Origin of the sequence: Botrimarina mediterranea (genome assembly GCF_007753265.1) — a bacterium.
In the GTDB taxonomy this organism is placed as follows: domain Bacteria; phylum Planctomycetota; class Planctomycetia; order Pirellulales; family Lacipirellulaceae; genus Botrimarina; species Botrimarina mediterranea.
The window spans coordinates 2,946,144-2,961,740 of the sequence record NZ_CP036349.1 but is presented as its reverse complement, the minus strand read 5'-3'; the positions used below and the strand labels follow the sequence as shown (position 1 = coordinate 2,961,740).

Genomic DNA, 15,597 nt, shown 5'->3' with positions numbered 1-15,597 from the left:
CCGATTGATCCGTCGTGCTCGTCGTGTCCGTCGTGGTGAATATTTTTTAAGAGTAACTGCCTCTATGAGCCCGATTACGACGCACGTTCTCGATATCAGCCTCGGTGAGCCCGCCGAGGGGGTTGTCATAACTTTGGCGAAGCTCGACGAGCACGGCCAGCCGACGGCGGTGGGGCATGGCGTCACCAATGCCGATGGCCGGGTGACGACGCTGCTGCCGCCCGGCGAAGCGGCGCCGGGCGTCTATCGGCTGACGTTCGAGACGACAGCTTACTTCGCCCGCACGCACCGTGAGTCGTTCTACCCGCGGATCGAAGTGACGTTCCACGTCACCGAAGCGGAGTCGCACTATCATGTGCCGCTGCTATTGTCGCCGTTCGGGTACAGCACGTACCGCGGAAGTTGACACGCGATGGGTCTTAGCCGCGGGCGGAAGCCAGCGGCCGAACCCTGACGCAGGCCGCTGGCTTCCGCCCGCGGCTGAGCCCTCCATTTCGCGAACTTTGCTCTAGCTTTGACGCTTTGAATGGCGAAACTGGCGGTTTATCCCTCCGCCCAGATCCCCTACAGCCCCGCCTGTCGACGACATGCTCACTGTCCCGCATCGCCTGCTCCACGGCCCCGGCCCCTCGCCCGTCGCCCCCTCGGTGCTGGAAGCCCTCGGCAAGCCGTGCATAGGGCATATGGACCCCGCGTTCATGGAGATCATGAACGAGGTCCGGGCGATGATGCAGCAGGTCTTCCGGACGGAGAACGAGATGACTCTGGCGTGCAGCGGCACGGGGTCTGCCGGCGCCGAGATGCTGATGGACAACCTCGTCGAGCCCGGCGATGTGTGCCTCATCGGTATCAATGGCGTGTTTGGCGGGCGGCTCACCGACAAGGCGAAGCGCGCCGGCGGTGTTGTCCACAACATGACGGCCGAGTGGGGCCAGGTGTTCGACACCGACGCAATCCTCGAGAAGATCGAAGAACTGAAGCCCAAGCTCGTCTGCTTTGTCCACGCCGAGACCTCGACCGGGGCGCTGCAGCCGTTCGACAAGCTCGCCGAGGCGACGCACAAGCACGGCGGCCTCTTGGTGATGGACTGCGTGACGTCGTTCGCGGGCCTGCCGATCGAGATCGACACCTGGGGCATTGATGCGGCGTACAGCGGCACGCAGAAGTGCTTGTCGTGTCCTCCCGGCCTCTCGCCGGTGACGCTCTCCGAGCGGGCGATGCACAAGGCCAACAACCGCAAGTCCCCTTGCAATTCTTGGTATCTCGACCTCGCGCTCGTGGGCAACTACTGGAGCGGCAGCCGCGCCTACCACCACACGGCGCCGGTGAACATGAACTACGCCCTGCACGAAGCGCTGCGGCTGGTGTTAGAAGAGGGGCTCGAAGAACGCTTCGCCCGCCATCAGCGTGTTCACGAGAAGCTCAAGGCCGGCCTCGTAAAGCGGGGCTTCGAGTACGCGTCGGACCCCGATCACTCGCTGCCGATGCTGAACCTCGTGAAGATCCCCGCGGGCGTCGAAGACGAAGCCGGCATCCGCAAGCGGCTGCTCAATGAGCACGACCTCGAGATCGGCGGCGGGCTCGGCAAGCTCGCGGGCCAGTGCTGGCGCATCGGCATCATGGGCCACGGCGCCCGGGATGAGAACGTGGATACGATTCTCGCGGCGCTCGACGCGGTGATGTGAGTTTGGGCTTCCACCCTATTTAGCCCCCGGTCATTGACCGGGGGCTAAGTGTAAGGGGCAAACTCAACCCGCCAAGCTCGCCAGCGTTAGCGCAAGCGCTTGCACCCCCGCGGCGATCGCTTCGGGCGACGAGTACTCATCCGGTCGGTGCGATACGCCGCCGCGGCAGGGGATGAAGATCATTCCCATCGGCGCGACGCGCGCCATGAACAGCGAGTCGTGGTAAGCCCGGCTGATCATCTCTTGGTAACCGAGATTCAGCGACTCGGCGGCGCTGACGGCGGCGCTCACAACATTCTTATCGGAGATCGCCGGCGGGTCGGCGTTGAGGATGCGGTGCTCAACCTTGACGCCACGCTCGACGGCGATGCGATCGACCTCATCCTCGATCTCCTTAAGCACCGCGTCGCGGTTGGCGCCGTCGATGTCGCGGAGGTCGAGCGTGAACCGCACACGGCTGGGGATCGAGTTCACGGCGCCGGGATGAACTTCAAGCTTGCCAACGGTGGCCACCATGTCGGGGCTCTTGCTGGCGCGAGCAACCGAGTCAATCGCGCTGACCATCGCCGCGGACGCGATGAGCGCATCGCGGCGGCGAGGCATCAGCACGGCGCCGGCGTGGCCCCCTTCGCCGGTAACGGTGAAGTCCGCTTGAGCGGGCGCCGCGATCGCCGTCACCACGCCGATCGCAAGGTCGTTTGCTTCGAGCTCGGGCCCCTGCTCGATGTGCAGTTCGACGAAGGCTTCGTAATAGCCATTGGGGAGCTTGGCGCTCGCGAGATCGCCAGAGAATCCGGCACGCTTGCGAACGGTGTCGTAGTCGTCGCCGACTTCGTCGGTGAGCTTCACCAAGTCGGCAGGTGACATGGCGCCACTCATCAGCCGACTGCCGGTGCAACCGACGCCGAAGCGTGTCGGCTCCTCGCTGGTGAACATCACCACCTCGATCGACCGCCGCGGCTGGAAGCCCGCAGCCTGCAGCGCGCGAATCGCCTCGAGCCCACCGAGCACGCCAACCGTGCCGTCGTACAACCCGGCGTGCGGAATAGCGTCGCAGTGAGAGCCCGTTCCGACGGCGCCGAGCGATGGCTCGCTCCCCTCCCAGCGCGCAAACGTGTTGCCGATCGCATCGACACGCACCGCGAGGCCCGCCGCTTCGTAGAGCGAGCGCAGGTAGTCCCGCGCCCGAAGGTCGGTCTCGGTAAAGACGACCCGCGTCACCGCCGGAGGCGGCTCAGGGCAGTCACTGATCGTCGCAAGCTGCTGCAACTCGCCGACGAGACGCTCGATATCAATTATTGGTGGATTCACAAGAGAAGATTAACCACAAAGGAACGAAGGAACAAAGGAAAGGCCCTCGTCAGGAGCCTTCATTCCTTTGTTCCTTCATGGTTCAAACTAATAAATCAAACGGAGAAACCAAGCGGGTCGCGGTGGACATCTTTGTAGTAGACGTACGACGCCGGCGACTTGCCCATCGCGACGAACCACTGCGGGCAGTAGGACGCCATCCAAATCGAGTCACCTGCCTGCACCGGGTACCACTTGTCGCCAAGACGGTAGACGCCCTGCCCTGCCCTCATGAAGAGCCCGTGCTCCATGACGTGCGTCTCGACGAACGGCAGTGCGGCGCCGGGTTTGAAGTTGAAGACGTTCACCGCCATATCGAACCCGGGCTCGATCGGCAGCAGCGTCGAGAGCATCGCGTCGGGGTCGCCGAGGAACGGCTCCGTCGGCGCATCGGCAAGCGATCCGGTGCGCCGAGTTGGCGGCTCGATGCCTTCGACTGGCTCGTAAGGCTTCTCGAACACTAGAAGCTTCGCTCCGGCTGGGGCGGTGAATTGGTACTCGTCGTCCGCAGGAAAGTAGACGAAGTCGTCAGTAGCGAGCGTATCGCCGTCGAGTGTCGCCGTCCCCGCCAAGACGTAAACAAGCCGCTGCAAGCCGAAGGCGGCGCAGTGGGTTTCACTACCTTCGCCCCCTTCGACGAGGTACTGGCAGAACCGCGGCCCGCCGGCGCCGTTCATCACGGGGCTGATGAGGAGGTAACCCCGTGCCGAACCCCATCCCGGCGGCAGCCCCGGCACGTGACCGTCCGGGGCGATCAGGGCGTGGTTCCACTCGACACGGGTGCGGGTCTCGCCGAAGGGGCCGCTCATAGGCTGTTTTCTCAAGACTTGTCGCTAGTTTGGACTGCTAGTTTGTGAACGAAACGCGTCAACACATCGATCGCCACCGCAACGTCGTCGCGCTCGACGCGTTCGTCGGGGTGATGGCTGACGCCACCCGGATGACGAATGAACATCATCGCGACGGGGAATCGCTGAGCCATGATCACGGCGTCGTGCCCAGCGCCGCTGGGGAGGCATAGCGGCTGAAAGCCGACGTCGCTGATCGCGTCCGCCAACGCAAGCGTTAGCGGCTGATCTACCTCGACGGCGCCCTGGGCCGACTTCTCGATGACCTCGAAGAGGCACTGCTCGACTTCGGCGATGCGGCGCCCGGCGATGATCAGTTGATCGACGGCGCGCTCGCGGACATCGTCGCGGGCGTGCCGTACGTCGAGCGAGAACTCGACGCGCTCGGGGATAACGTTCGGCGCGCCAGGGAAGACGGCGAAGTGCCCTACCGTCGCCCGCAGACCGTCGGTGTCGATCCCCATCTCACGCACCTTCGTGACGAACTGCGCGGCGGCGACGAGCGCGTCGCGCCGCCCCGCCATCGGTGTCGTGCCCGCATGCCCCGCTTCGCCGACCACTCGTAGCCGCAAGCGGCTCTGCCCCACGATGCCCGACACGACGCCAACCGGCTCGCGGGCGCGTTCGAGGACGGGGCCCTGTTCGAGGTGCGGCTCGACGTAGCCGATCACCTCGTCGGCGTCGTACGCGCAGTCGTCGATGTGCGACGGGTCGGCGCCGTAAGTGGCGATCGCTTCGCGGAGCGTCACACCGGTCGAATCGACACGCCCGAGCCAGTCGGGATCGAAGCAGCCGGCGACCGCGGCGCTACCAAGGTACGGCTTGCTGTAACGGACGCCCTCTTCTTCACTGAATCCGATCACATCAACGTTGAACGGCAGCTCGGCGTCGCCCAGGGCTTCGACCACGGCTAGGCCGATCAGCACCCCGAGCACGCCGTCGTAGCGGCCGCCGCCGGGGACCGTGTCGAGGTGCGAGCCAACGAGCAGCGTCTGCTTGGCGCCGGGAGACTCGCGCCGCCCAATCAGATTGCCGGCATTATCCAGGCAGACCGACATGCCGACGGACCCCATCCACTCGCGCAGTAGGTCGTGGACACATTGCATCGGCGGCGTCAGAAACCTCCGGGTGAGACACTCGGGCGATTCGGAGCATGCCGCCAACTCGTCGCAGCGCGTCATGACGCGGTCGGCGAGCGAGAGCGGCGTGGGCAGAGCGGTGAGGGGCACGGCGATAAAGCGTTCGGTAGGAATTGACCCTTGCCGGGGTGGGGCCTATCGTGCGGCAAGGCGGTGGGCGGCAGGTCCTTACTCTACACAGCGGCGCTCTGGTTGCAGAGTGCAACCGCCATGCGTAATAGCCTCGTTTTCTATGTTAACGGCTCCCGGCACGAGGTGCGCGGCGAGGCGGCCGGGCTCACTCTGAGCGACTATTTGCGGGGCGGCTGCGGATCGCTGCAAGGTGACCGGCTCTGCGGCACGAAGATCGCCTGCGCCGAGGGGGACTGCGGGGCCTGCACGGTCTTGGTGGGTAAGCCCGCCGATGATGAACGATCGGTCGTCTACCAGTCGATCGACGCCTGTATCGCCTTCGTCTACCAGATGGACCGCCGGCATGTGGTGACGGTCGAGGGCCTCCAGGACGGCGACACGCTGTCCCCCGTCCAGCAGGCGATGATCGACTGCCACGGCAGCCAGTGCGGCTTCTGCACGCCCGGCTTCGTGATGGCCCTCCAGGGGCTCGTCGAGGAGTCCGAGGGCGACCAGCCGCTCGAAGACGAGACGCTGCGGCTGGGCCTCTCGGGCAACCTCTGCCGCTGCACCGGCTACTCGCAGATCCTCGACGCGGGCAAGCGGCTCGACCCCAAGCGGGTGGCGTCGATCTCCAAACGCTACGACACCACGGCGATGCTCGCCGATTTTGCCACGCTCGGTGACGGCCCGGTGCGGGTCAACTCGCGCGACACCCACCTGTCGAACGGCCACGCCCCGGCGGCGCCGCCGGTGGACATCTTCTTGCCGTCGACGCTCGACGAACTACTTGAGCACCGGGCCCAGCACCCCGACGCGCGCCTCATCAGCGGCGCCACCGACATCGGCGTGCAGTTCAATCACGGCAAGGTCGCCCCGGCTGCGCTCATCACGACGCAGACCGTCCGCGAGCTGAACCGGCTCGAGGTGATCGACGGCCAGCTCGTCATCGGCGCCGCGACTTCGTGGGCGCGCATCGAGGCGTACACCAAGAACGCGATCCCCGCCTACCACGCCATCCTCACTCGTTTTGGCAGCCCCCAAGTGCGGCATGTCGGCACGCTCATCGGCAATCTTGCGAACGCCTCACCAATCGCTGACTCGATCCCGCTGCACTACGTCGCCCAATCGACGCTCGAACTTGCCAGCATCCGCGGCCGCCGCGAGGTCCCAATCGAAGAGTTCTATCTCGGCTACAAGCAGCTCGACCTCCAGCCCGACGAAGTGATCGTCGCCGTGCGGACACCGCTGCCGAAAGCGAACGTCCGACTGCGGCTCTACAAAGTCTCGAAGCGCCGCGACATGGACATCAGCACCGTGACGCTGGCGTTCTGGCTCGAAGTCGAGGGCGACCTCTGCACCGCGGCAAGAATCGCGACTGGCGGCGTCGGTCCCACCGTCGTTCGCTTACCGCGCGCGGAAGAGTCACTCGTCGCCCGCCCGCTAACGCTCGAAGCCATGCAAACCGCCGGCCGCATCGCCCGCGACGAGATCCAACCGATCTCCGACGTCCGCGGCGGCGCCGAGTATCGCTTGCAACTCGTGGAGAACCTCTTCGCCAAGTGTTGGCATGAGGTGAAGGGCGGAGAAGTGTTTAGCGGATCGAAGTGAGTTATCCCCCTCCCTCTTTGAGGGAGGGTTTAGGGGAGGGTGTAAGCTGTCCGTCAATGAAAGCAAACCTGTAGTGAACGGTTAAACCCTCCCCTAGCCCCTCCCTGAAAGGGAGGGGAATAAGCAAAACCCCCTAGCCCCTCAGCCCCTAGCCGCTCCCGCAATGCCCTCCGTCGGCCAATCCCTCCCGCACGACTCCGCCACCGGTCACGTCACCGGCGCCGCGCGGTACATCGACGACCTGCCGCGGCTCGACCGTGAGCTGTGCGTCGATTTCGTCGGCTCACCGGTCGCCGCGGGAAGGATTCGCTCGCTCGACCTGACGGCGGCGCGGCAGGCGCCGGGCGTGGTTTGTCTGCTGACGTATAACGACCTCGGCGGGCCGAACCACTTCGGGCCCATCATCCCCGACGAGCCCTTCCTCGCCGCCGAAGAAGTCGCTTACGTCGGGCAGCCGATCGTCGTCATCGCCGCCGAGACCGCTGCCGCGGCGCGGAAGGCGCGCGAGCTGGTTGTCGTCGATATCGAAGAGCGTAAGCCGATCCTTTCGATCGATGAGGCGCTCCACGCCAACTCGTTCATCGGCCCCGAACGCCACATGGTGAGCCCCGGCGCTGAGAGCGACGCGGCGTTTGAAGAAGCGTTTCGAACGGCGCCGCACACGCTGTCGGGGCGGTTCTTCTCCGGCGGGCAGGAGCAGTTCTACTTCGAGACCCAGGCCGCCATGTCGATGCGTGGCGAGTCGGGCGACATCCGCGTCATCTCTTCGACGCAAAACACGACCGAGACGCAGGCCGTCGTCGCCGAAGCCCTCGGCCTCGGCATGCACCAGGTCGTGTGCGAGTGTCACCGCATGGGGGGCGGCTTCGGCGGCAAGGAGACGCAGTCGGCGATCACCGCGGTGATGACGGCCCTCGTCGCACAGAAGACGGGCCGCCCCGCGCGGCTCACGCTCCGCCGCGGCGACGACATGCAGATCACCGGCAAGCGCCACGCCTACCAGACCGACTATCGCGTCGCGTTCAATAGCGATGGCCGGCTGATCGCGGCCCAAATGGCGTTCTATTCCAACGGCGGCGCGTTCGCGGACCTCTCCACGTCCGTGATGGAACGCACCATGCTCCACGCCGACAACGCCTACCACGTGCCGATGCTCCGCGTCACGGGGCAGGTGTGCCGCACGAACCTGCCGCCCAACACGGCGTTCCGAGGCTTCGGCGGGCCTCAAGGCGTCGCGTTGATCGAAAGTTTATTGGAGGACATCGCGAAGGTCGTCGGCCGCGATGCGTTCGACGTCCGCCGCGCGAATCTCTATCGCGACGGCGACGACTCGCGCAACGTCACGCACTACGGCCAGATCGTCCGTGACCACGTCATGGATGAGACGTTCGACCGCCTCGCCGCGTCGTCGAGCTATCGCCACCGCGTCGCCAAGGTCGCCGAGTTCAACGCCGCTAGCCGCACCCACGTGAAGGGGATCGCGATCTCATCCATAAAATTCGGCATCTCGTTCACGACGAAGTTTTTGAACCAGGCCAACGCCCTGGTGAACGTCTACACCGACGGCACGGTGCAGGTCTCGACCGGCGGGACCGAGATGGGCCAGGGCCTCTACACCAAGATTCAGCAGATCGTCGCCGACGAGTTCGGCCTCGAGCCCGCGCGCGTGCGGGTGATGGCGACCTCTTCCGAAAAATCGAACAACACGTCCCCCACCGCCGCCAGCGCCGGCGCCGACCTCAACGGCATGGCCGCGATCGACGCCTGCCGGAAGATCACCAATCGCATGCGGGTCTATGCCGCGGGCCTCTTCGCCAGCGCCGAGCGCGGCCTCGTCGCGGCGCCGGAGCACATCGTCATCGACCAGGGCGCCGTGTGGGACGACCGCGCGCCGTCGCATCGCCTCGACTTCGGGCAGTTCTGCGCGATGGCCCGCCGCGAACGCGTCGATATCGGCGCCCGCGGCTTCTACGCGACGCCGGGCGTCGATTACAACCGCGAGACGGGCCGCGGCAACCCATTCTTCTACTACACGACCGGCGCCGCCATCGCCGAGGTGACGATCGACCGTTTCACGGGAGAGCTCGTGTTCGACCGCGCCGACCTGCTGATGGACATCGGCCGGGCGATCAACCCGGGCATCGACCGCGGCCAGGTGATCGGCGGCTTCATCCAGGGGGTCGGCTGGGTAACCAACGAAGAGCTGCGCTACAACGACGCGGGCCACCTGCTCAGCACAGGCCCCACGACCTACAAGATCCCGAACATCACCGACACGCCGCGCGTGTTCAACGTCGATTTCATCAACAACCCCAAGCACCAAAAAAACGTCCGCCTCAGCAAAGCGGTCGGCGAACCGCCACTGATGCTCGGCGTCGCGGTGTGGCTCGCAGCAAAGAACGCCCTCCAATCCCTCAACGGCGGCGAGCCGGTGAGCTTATCGATCCCCGCGACCGGGGAAGAACTTCTCACAAGGATGACAGCGCTCGTAGGTCAGGCTGTGCCTGACGCCGCCAAAGTAGGGTGCCGATAGAATCGCACCTCCCACGCTCGAAGCGGAGGGCCAGCAACCATATCATGAACGCCGGAGAGGTACGATCCCGCTTCGCTGCATCGCACCCTACAAACTGACCCACTAACCGTCTGCTCCGTGCTTCAATCAGTGCAAGGGTTTTGATGGCAATCCAAGACGAGCTGCAGTATGGAAGTGAGGCCGATTTCACAACTAAGTATGTTATGCCACTGCTGCGGCGCCGGGGATATGCTGTAGTTGCGTACTACCACGGCAGCGATGAGTTTGGGAAGGATGTCGTATTCGGCGAGATCGATAAGCTCGGACACGTGAGGTATTGTGCTGCACAGATAAAGGCGGTTTCCTCGATCGGGCTGTCAGCCGTAGCGGAATTAATTCAAGATTGCGAGCAAGCATTTGCAAATCCTTTCAAGCATCCGCAGACAGGCGCAGAGGAAAAGATTTCAGCGTTTTATGCAATCAACTCTGGAACATTCAGTAGTCAAGCGCGGACGCACTTTTACAGCCAGCTGAGGCATAGATATGGCGCGAATGTGAGAATGCTTCAGGGGGAAGACTTGCTTGCCATTGATCGAGCTACGACCGCCGAGAGTTTATCGGTGTTGTCTGCTAGGGTTTCGGGTTTGATTGCGGAGGTAAATTATAACAACTGGATACTGAGGAATGCTACGTTAGATATAGAGAAACAAGGTGTGCAAGATAAAAAGCAGTCTGGCATAGTCATAGTAAGGGTAAAGAGGGATGTAACTGCAGCCTGTCTAGGGTCCCCTCAGCCAAGCTCGGATGACCTGACAACTGCGTTAATGGACTATCACCGGTCGCTGGCCATAGTCGATTCGGTTGTGCATTTCAAATGGAGAGGTGAGCCTGCCTGGAAGTCCGTTAGCCAGAATCTAGTCAAGATGAGGGATGCAGTTGCATCGAAGGGGTTTACTCTAATCCAAGCGGCTAACGAGTATTTGAAGCGATTGGACACCTTGCGAATTTAGTAAGGCGCGACGCGGGTGCTCGGCGTCCACTGCTGGGCTAGCCAACTGTGGCACCCGCTCATCATTCCCTTCCCGTCAAAATTCCCGCAACTCCTGCGAAGGCACAAACAACCGCTCCTTCCCGCTCGCGGCCCTCACGACGGTCATGCCGCCCATGTGGCCGATCGCGTGGCAGGCGATGATTTGGATCGCGGCGCCGACGGTCTCGAAGCCTCCGAACCCCGGCGGTTGGCAGTTGGTGGGTTGGTCGAGGCCCTCATCGCTCACTTCATTGAGGTAGGCGTGCGTCTGCTGCCGCAGGTCGCGGAGGGCCTGCATCACTTCTTCGAACGGCGGGTAGGCGGCCGCGTCATCGACCGGCTCGCTCCCCCAATCGAACAGCGGCTTCCAGTCGTGGAGCGGGTTGGGCCCGCCGTGCAGGATCTGTTGCAGCCGCCCCTCGCAGACCGCCAAGTGCCCGGCGATCCACATCGCATGGTTGCCGCCCCACTCGCCGGGCCGCAGCAGCGGAGCGTCGTGCATGCTCCCCAGGTGCGTCATCGCCATGTCGCTGAACTTCAGCGCGATGCGAATGGCGTCGATGGCTTTCATGGCGTTTCCTTGCAGTGGAATTGGTTCATCGTTCTGGTGTAAGTCCGCGTTCTCTTCGGTAGTCGAATGGCGCCAATCGAGATCGACAACGAGTTGGAAAAGTTTGGAACGAATTTGAGCCGCGCCCGTCAGGTAGCGGAGCCATCGCGTCGCAACTCCGCTACCTGACGGGCGCGGCTCAAAAGTCCGATTTAGTCTCTCTGCGTCCTTCCTTCTTAGTGCCTTAGCGGCTTTGCGTGAGACTTCCCCCAGTCCGCCCGAGAGGTGGCTAATTTCAAGCGAAAAAGCCCCAAATCTCCCGGAAAAGACGGCGCCTCACCAGGCCTCACTAGAGGCCCCTTGCGGCGTTTCGCGCCTCGAGTGCGTTTAAAGAGGCGGGAGGCGCCAGAGGCCGCTAGACGGGCTGCTAGGGCCCTTAAAAGCGATGCTGTGACCACACGCTGGCGAGGGTACAATTCGGGGCATGGCCGCCGCCGATTTCCTCCGCCGATCGTCCGAACTCGCCGACGCGGCGACGCCGCTGGTGGTCGTCACGCTCATCGAGGCGACCGGCTCCACCCCCGCGGACACGGGCGCCAAGATGCTCGTCACGGCCGACGGTTTAGAGATCGGCACGGTTGGCGGCGGGCGGGTTGAAGCGAAGGCGATCGATGAAGCGATCACGTTGTTAAAAGTGAAAGGTGGTTGCAAGCTCGTCGATTGGAGCCTCAAGGCCGATGTCGGCATGACGTGCGGCGGGCGCGTGAAGCTGTTCTTTGAGCCGGTCGGCGTCGCCGACTGGCCGATCGTCGTCTTCGGAGCCGGCCATGTGACGCAAGCCCTCGCCGCAATCCTCGTGCGGCTGCCGTGCCAACTCACGTGCATCGACCCGCGCAACGAGTGGTTAGCGAAGTTGCCGAAGGGCGTCCGCGTCATTGAAACAAGCGACCCACCCGCCGAAGTCGATCGACTCCCTGACAACGCCTTCGTACTCTGCATGACGCAAGGGCACAAGTCGGACTTACCCGTGCTCGTGCGGTTGTTCCAAAGCGATCGAACGTTCCCGTACGTCGGCGTCATCGGCAGCAAAGCCAAGGCGGCGGTGCTGCGTAAGGAACTCAAGGAGGCGGGCGTGCCGGTGGAGCGTGCCGAGTTCCATTGCCCGGTGGGTCTTCAAATTGGGACGAACCATCCGGTAGAGATCGCGGTGAGCATCACGGCCCAACTCATAGAGGTGCGCGACGCGCTGGCTCTGAAAAAGTAGATTCACCACGACGGGCACGAAGAGCACGACGGCCTGCCTCCGATTGTAGCTTCGCCCTGCCAATCAGGTCGTCGTGCTCGTAGTGCCCGTCGTGGTAAAAAAAGCTTTATGACTTCGCTTGCAAATCTAGGTCGCAAGGCTGCCCGGACGGTTGACGGCGGGGGGCGGTTGGCGACGATCTAGGCATTCCTGTGCTTACCTCTTCCTACCTTCGATTTCGCACCATGCCCGCGTTCCCCGAAGTCGCGTCGTCGATCCCCTACGAAGGCCCCACGAGCCGCAACCCGCTGGCTTTCAAGCACTACGACGCCGACGCGGTGATCGAGGGCAAGTCGATGCGGGACCACCTGCGGTTCAGCGTCGTCTACTGGCACACGTTCCGCGGCGCCGGCAGCGACCCCTTCGGCCCCGGCACGATGGTGCGGCCGTGGGAGGACGGCACCGACAGCGTCGAGAACGCCCAGAACCGCGTGCGCGTCGCGTTCGAGTTTATTACGAAACTCGGCGCGCCGTACTACGCGTTCCACGACCGCGACGTGGCGCCCGAGGGGAAGACGCTCGCCGAGAGTCATAAGAACCTCGACGCGGTCGTTGCCGTGCTCAAGGAAGAGCAAGAGCGCACCGGCGTGAAGCTGCTGTGGGGCACCGCCAATCTCTTCAGCAACCCGCGCTACATGCACGGCGCGGCGACGAGCTGCAACGCCGAGGTCTTCGCCTACGCCGCGGCGCAGGTGAAGAAGGCGATTGAGGTGACGCACGAACTGGGTGGTGAGGGCTACACGTTCTGGGGCGGCCGTGAGGGCTACCAGTGCTTGTGGAACACCGACATGAAGCGCGAGCAGGAGCACCTGGCTCGCTTCCTTCACCTCGCTGTGGATCACGCCAAGTCGATCGGTTTCGAAAAACCGTTCTACATCGAGCCCAAGCCGAAGGAGCCGACGAAGCACCAGTACGACTCGGACGCCGCCGCGTGCCTCAATTTCTTGCGACAGTACGACCTGTTGCCGTACTTCAAGCTCAACCTCGAAACGAACCACGCCACGCTTGCCGGGCACACGATGCAGCACGAGCTGGAGGTCGCCGGAGCGGCGGGCGCGCTCGGCTCGATCGACGCCAACACGGGCGACCTCTTGCTCGGTTGGGACACGGACCAGTTCCCCACCGACATCTACGTGACGACGCAGTGCATGCATTCGATCCTCAAGTGGGGCGGGCTCACGACCGGCGGCGTCAACTTCGACGCCAAGGTCCGCCGCGAAAGCTTCGAGCCGATCGACCTGTTCTACGCCCACATCGGCGGCATGGACGCGTTCGCGCGCGGCCTCAAGATCGCCGCGGCGATGCGCGCCGATGGGCGGCTGGAAGAAATGGTCCGCGATCGCTACGTGAGTTGGGACAGCGGGCTGGGGGCCGAAATCGAGGCCGGCGAGCACTCGCTGGCGTCGCTCGAACAGCTGATGCTAGACAAGGGCGAAGCCGCCCCCAATGCGAGCGGTCGGCAGGAGTTGTTTGAGAATGTCGTTAACGACTATCTATAAGAGATTCGGACTGTAAGAGATCGGATGAGCATCGCTGATCAATCACCGCTAGATGTCCTCGCTGTGTATCGGCTCGCGCCGGTGATCGCGCTGGGGCGGGTCGAGGATGCCGCGCCGCTGGCGGAGGCTTTGGTAGTTGGCGGGTTGCCGATCGCCGAGGTGACGTTCCGCACCGCGGCGGCGGCCGAGTCGCTGCGGATCATGGCGGACTGCGGCGACGTGCTGCCGATCGCCGGCACGGTTCTAACCAAGGACCAAGCGTCCGCCGCCGCGGACTCCGGCGCGCGGATGGTCGTCACGCCCGGGCTCAACCCGGTAGTCGTTGAGCACGTGCTGAAGCTCGGCCTGCCGATCTGCCCGGGCGTTTGCACGCCGAGCGACATCGAGGCGGCCCTCTCATTCGGCCTCGAAGTCGTGAAGTTCTTTCCGGCCGAGGCGTACGGCGGAGTCGCAACGCTCAAGGCGCTCAGCGGGCCGTATCCAATGATGCGTTTCATGCCGACCGGCGGGATCACTCCGGCGAACCTGTCGAGTTATCTGGCGTTGAAATCGGTTGTCGCCTGTGGTGGGAGTTGGATGGTGGCGCCGTCGCTCTACGAAGGGGGCGACTTCGGCCCCGTTGAGCGCGCCGTGCGCGAAGCGGTGACGCTTGCCAAGCCGTAGGGTGGGTCGCGACCCATCCTACGGGTGAACACGATCGTCCTTCTGGCAGGCGAGGCCTGCCCTACCTAATCGAACGATGTCGCTACTAACACTCCGTCCGCGTAAAGATTGTCGCTGGGACCTCGTGTCGCTGGGCGAGGTGATGCTGCGGCTCGATCCCGGCGAGGGCCGCGTCCGCACGACGCGTAACTTCCGCGTGTGGGAAGGGGGCGGCGAGTACAACGTGGCCCGCGGCCTGCGGCGCTGCTTCGGCATGCAGACGGCGATCGTTACAGCGCTCGCCGACAACGAGGTGGGCCGACTCGTCGAAGACCTGATGCTTCAAGGGGGCGTCGATGTCTCAAACGTCCGATGGACGAAGTACGACGGCGTCGGCCGCGAAGTGCGCAACGGCCTCAACTTCACCGAGCGCGGCTTCGGCGTCCGCGGCGCCGTCGGTTGCAGCGACCGCGGCCACACGGCCGTATCACAGCTCAAGCCCGGCGACATCGACTGGGACGACCTCTTCGGCCGCCAGGGCGTCCGCTGGCTGCACACGGGCGGCATCTTCGCGGCGCTGTCCGACACGACGCCCGCCGTCATCGAAGAGGCATTGCGTAAAGCAAAAGAGCACGGCGTCGCCACGTCGTACGACCTCAACTACCGCCCGTCATTATGGAAGGCAATCGGCGGGCACGCCCGCGCGCAGGAAGTGAATCGTCGTCTTGCGCTGCTGGTGGACGTGATGATCGGCAACGAAGAAGACTTCACCGCGTGCCTGGGACTCGAAGTCGAAGGCGTTGATCAAGCGCTCACGGAACTGCCAATCACCGGCTATCGACGGATGATCGAGCGAGCCGTGCAGGAGTACCCCAACTTCCGCGTCACGGCGACGACGCTCCGCAGCGTCAAGAGCGCCACCGTCAACGACTGGGGCGCCCTCTGCTGGGCCGGCGGGCAGTTCTACGAGGCGACCGCGCGCCAAGACCTCGAGATCCTCGACCGAGTCGGCGGCGGCGACAGTTTTGCATCCGGCCTGATCTATGGCCTGATGACCGGTGATGACCCGCAGCGGGCCGTCGAGTACGCCGCCGCCCACGGGGCCTTGGCGATGACCACGCCCGGAGACACGTCGATGGCGACGCTCGCCGAAGTCGAGAAGCTCGTCGCCGGCGCCGCGGCCCGGGTGGACCGCTAAACCGCATCGATTCGCGCAGACCGTTGGCGCTGGGGCGGAATTCGGCGTGACAGACGCTGTACGCAAGGTGAGAATCAAGTCTCGTCGCTCCTGTACACGCCTGCCTTTGTCCTACGACG

General features: G+C 64.2%; 13 protein-coding genes. 9 read left to right on the top strand and 4 right to left on the bottom strand.

Going from position 1 to position 15,597, the window contains the following annotated elements:
* Positions 1–64: 64 nt before the first annotated feature.
* Both uraH and Spa11_RS11530 read left to right on the top strand, forming a co-directional pair.
* On the top strand, positions 65–406 hold the full coding sequence (uraH, locus tag Spa11_RS11535; RefSeq protein WP_145112338.1) for a hydroxyisourate hydrolase: 342 nt from the start codon (positions 65–67) through the stop codon (positions 404–406).
* Positions 407–587: 181 nt separating this feature from the next.
* Positions 588–1,685, top strand: coding sequence for a pyridoxal-phosphate-dependent aminotransferase family protein (locus Spa11_RS11530; protein WP_145112336.1), 1,098 nt, complete (start codon positions 588–590; stop codon positions 1,683–1,685).
* Between the two features lie 63 nt (positions 1,686–1,748).
* On the opposite strand, the gene Spa11_RS11525 is transcribed toward Spa11_RS11530, so the two are convergent.
* From Spa11_RS11525 to Spa11_RS11515, 3 genes are all read right to left on the bottom strand, one after another.
* Positions 1,749–2,996 carry a M20 family metallo-hydrolase gene (locus Spa11_RS11525; protein WP_145112333.1) on the bottom strand — a complete coding sequence of 416 codons (1,248 nt, stop codon included), beginning with the start codon at positions 2,994–2,996 and terminating at the stop codon, positions 1,749–1,751.
* 95 nt (positions 2,997–3,091) lie between these two features.
* Positions 3,092–3,844: a (S)-ureidoglycine aminohydrolase gene (allE, locus tag Spa11_RS11520; RefSeq protein WP_145112331.1), complete on the bottom strand. Its 753-nt coding sequence runs from the start codon at positions 3,842–3,844 to the stop codon at positions 3,092–3,094.
* 11 nt (positions 3,845–3,855) lie between these two features.
* Entirely contained in the window at positions 3,856–5,112 is a 1,257-nt protein-coding gene (locus tag Spa11_RS11515) for an allantoate amidohydrolase (protein WP_197529320.1), read from the bottom strand.
* 120 nt (positions 5,113–5,232) lie between these two features.
* Here Spa11_RS11515 and Spa11_RS11510 point away from each other — a divergent pair, with 120 nt between their 5' ends.
* The 3 genes from Spa11_RS11510 to Spa11_RS11500 all read left to right on the top strand — a co-directional run bounded on the left by Spa11_RS11510 (position 5,233) and on the right by Spa11_RS11500 (position 10,266).
* On the top strand, positions 5,233–6,744 hold the full coding sequence (locus Spa11_RS11510) for a xanthine dehydrogenase small subunit (RefSeq protein WP_145112329.1): 1,512 nt from the start codon (positions 5,233–5,235) through the stop codon (positions 6,742–6,744).
* 163 nt (positions 6,745–6,907) lie between these two features.
* The gene (xdhB, locus tag Spa11_RS11505) at positions 6,908–9,277 is read left to right on the top strand and encodes a xanthine dehydrogenase molybdopterin binding subunit (protein ID WP_145112327.1); all 2,370 of its coding nucleotides are present in this window, start codon (positions 6,908–6,910) and stop codon (positions 9,275–9,277) included.
* A 143-nt stretch (positions 9,278–9,420) separates the two neighbouring features.
* Positions 9,421–10,266, top strand: coding sequence for a restriction endonuclease (locus tag Spa11_RS11500; protein ID WP_145112325.1), 846 nt, complete (start codon positions 9,421–9,423; stop codon positions 10,264–10,266).
* A 75-nt stretch (positions 10,267–10,341) separates the two neighbouring features.
* Here the strand turns inward: Spa11_RS11500 and Spa11_RS11495 are convergent, their stop codons facing one another.
* On the bottom strand, positions 10,342–10,857 hold the full coding sequence (locus Spa11_RS11495; RefSeq protein WP_145112323.1) for a DinB family protein: 516 nt from the start codon (positions 10,855–10,857) through the stop codon (positions 10,342–10,344).
* Positions 10,858–11,320: 463 nt separating this feature from the next.
* On the opposite strand from Spa11_RS11495, the gene xdhC reads away from it, so the two are divergent.
* The 4 genes from xdhC to Spa11_RS11475 all read left to right on the top strand — a co-directional run bounded on the left by xdhC (position 11,321) and on the right by Spa11_RS11475 (position 15,478).
* Positions 11,321–12,100: a xanthine dehydrogenase accessory protein XdhC gene (xdhC, locus tag Spa11_RS11490; RefSeq protein ID WP_145112321.1), complete on the top strand. Its 780-nt coding sequence runs from the start codon at positions 11,321–11,323 to the stop codon at positions 12,098–12,100.
* A 224-nt stretch (positions 12,101–12,324) separates the two neighbouring features.
* Entirely contained in the window at positions 12,325–13,638 is a 1,314-nt protein-coding gene (gene xylA / locus Spa11_RS11485; protein WP_145112319.1) for a xylose isomerase, read from the top strand.
* Positions 13,639–13,662: 24 nt separating this feature from the next.
* Positions 13,663–14,301 (top strand): bifunctional 4-hydroxy-2-oxoglutarate aldolase/2-dehydro-3-deoxy-phosphogluconate aldolase, encoded by a 639-nt coding sequence (gene eda / locus Spa11_RS11480; RefSeq protein WP_145112317.1) that lies wholly within the window; start codon positions 13,663–13,665, stop codon positions 14,299–14,301.
* A 76-nt stretch (positions 14,302–14,377) separates the two neighbouring features.
* The gene (locus Spa11_RS11475) at positions 14,378–15,478 is read left to right on the top strand and encodes a sugar kinase (protein WP_145112315.1); all 1,101 of its coding nucleotides are present in this window, start codon (positions 14,378–14,380) and stop codon (positions 15,476–15,478) included.
* Positions 15,479–15,597 lie beyond the last annotated feature (119 nt).

Bases quoted from the DNA above. Each gene is read 5' to 3' on its own strand.
- uraH (WP_145112338.1), top strand. From the start codon at position 65: ATGAGCCCGATTACGACGCACGTTCTCGATATCAGCCTCGGTGAGCCC.
- Spa11_RS11530 (WP_145112336.1), top strand. From the start codon at position 588: ATGCTCACTGTCCCGCATCGCCTGCTCCACGGCCCCGGCCCCTCGCCC.
- allE (WP_145112331.1), bottom strand. From the start codon at position 3,844: ATGAGCGGCCCCTTCGGCGAGACCCGCACCCGTGTCGAGTGGAACCAC.
- Spa11_RS11510 (WP_145112329.1), top strand. From the start codon at position 5,233: ATGCGTAATAGCCTCGTTTTCTATGTTAACGGCTCCCGGCACGAGGTG.
- xdhB (WP_145112327.1), top strand. From the start codon at position 6,908: ATGCCCTCCGTCGGCCAATCCCTCCCGCACGACTCCGCCACCGGTCAC.
- Spa11_RS11500 (WP_145112325.1), top strand. From the start codon at position 9,421: ATGGCAATCCAAGACGAGCTGCAGTATGGAAGTGAGGCCGATTTCACA.
- Spa11_RS11495 (WP_145112323.1), bottom strand. From the start codon at position 10,857: ATGAAAGCCATCGACGCCATTCGCATCGCGCTGAAGTTCAGCGACATG.
- xdhC (WP_145112321.1), top strand. From the start codon at position 11,321: ATGGCCGCCGCCGATTTCCTCCGCCGATCGTCCGAACTCGCCGACGCG.
- xylA (WP_145112319.1), top strand. From the start codon at position 12,325: ATGCCCGCGTTCCCCGAAGTCGCGTCGTCGATCCCCTACGAAGGCCCC.
- eda (WP_145112317.1), top strand. From the start codon at position 13,663: ATGAGCATCGCTGATCAATCACCGCTAGATGTCCTCGCTGTGTATCGG.
- Spa11_RS11475 (WP_145112315.1), top strand. From the start codon at position 14,378: ATGTCGCTACTAACACTCCGTCCGCGTAAAGATTGTCGCTGGGACCTC.